At 43.7% G+C, this 568-nt stretch carries 1 pseudogene; it reads right to left on the bottom strand.

From position 1 onward, the window contains the following. A pseudogene (locus R8N47_RS27250) lies at window positions 1-121 on the bottom strand (plasmid stability protein StbA); the annotation flags it as partial. Between the last annotated feature and the right edge of the window lie 447 nt (window positions 122-568).

Genomic DNA, 568 nt, shown 5'->3' with positions numbered 1-568 from the left:
TCAGTTCCAATGGACCTGCCCCCACCGGCATGACGACTGTGCGAGCTTCCTCACCTTTATACCCCATTGCCATTTTCAGGTTGGAGTAACCAATATCCAAACCCAGAACAAATTGACTCATGAAATCCTCCAAAGATTGCTTTTAGATTGCTTTTCGATTGCTTGCCGCGTGTTGGATAGAGAATAAGGCTAAAAGCGGGGACAGATGGCCTGTGTAATTGCCCAAAAGGGGCATATAGGTTGCTTTTCGGTGGCTTTTTGATCGTTGAGTAAGGGAACCTATGGGAACGCTGCACGGATAGGCTCAGATAAACAGACCTTACCCTCGCATCGAGAACCGCTTGCCCTCCAGCATCGAGAGACGGTGGTAAAGAGGCATTTGGAATCTTTGATGCCATATCCAATATATCTGGAATCTTTAAATATAGATTCATATGTAAAGAGGCTGTGAAAGAATAAGAGCATCAAGATTCCAGATAGATAGAGGGAAATTTGACAAATTCCAAAGATGGGTTAGCCTAGTGACAGAACTAGATTCCAGTATTGGAATAATCAGCTTTAAATTCCA

The organism is Vibrio sp. 2132-1 (assembly GCF_033344315.1).
Note: the sequence above shows the minus strand (reverse complement) of the source record. Positions and strands in the feature narration are given on the sequence as shown.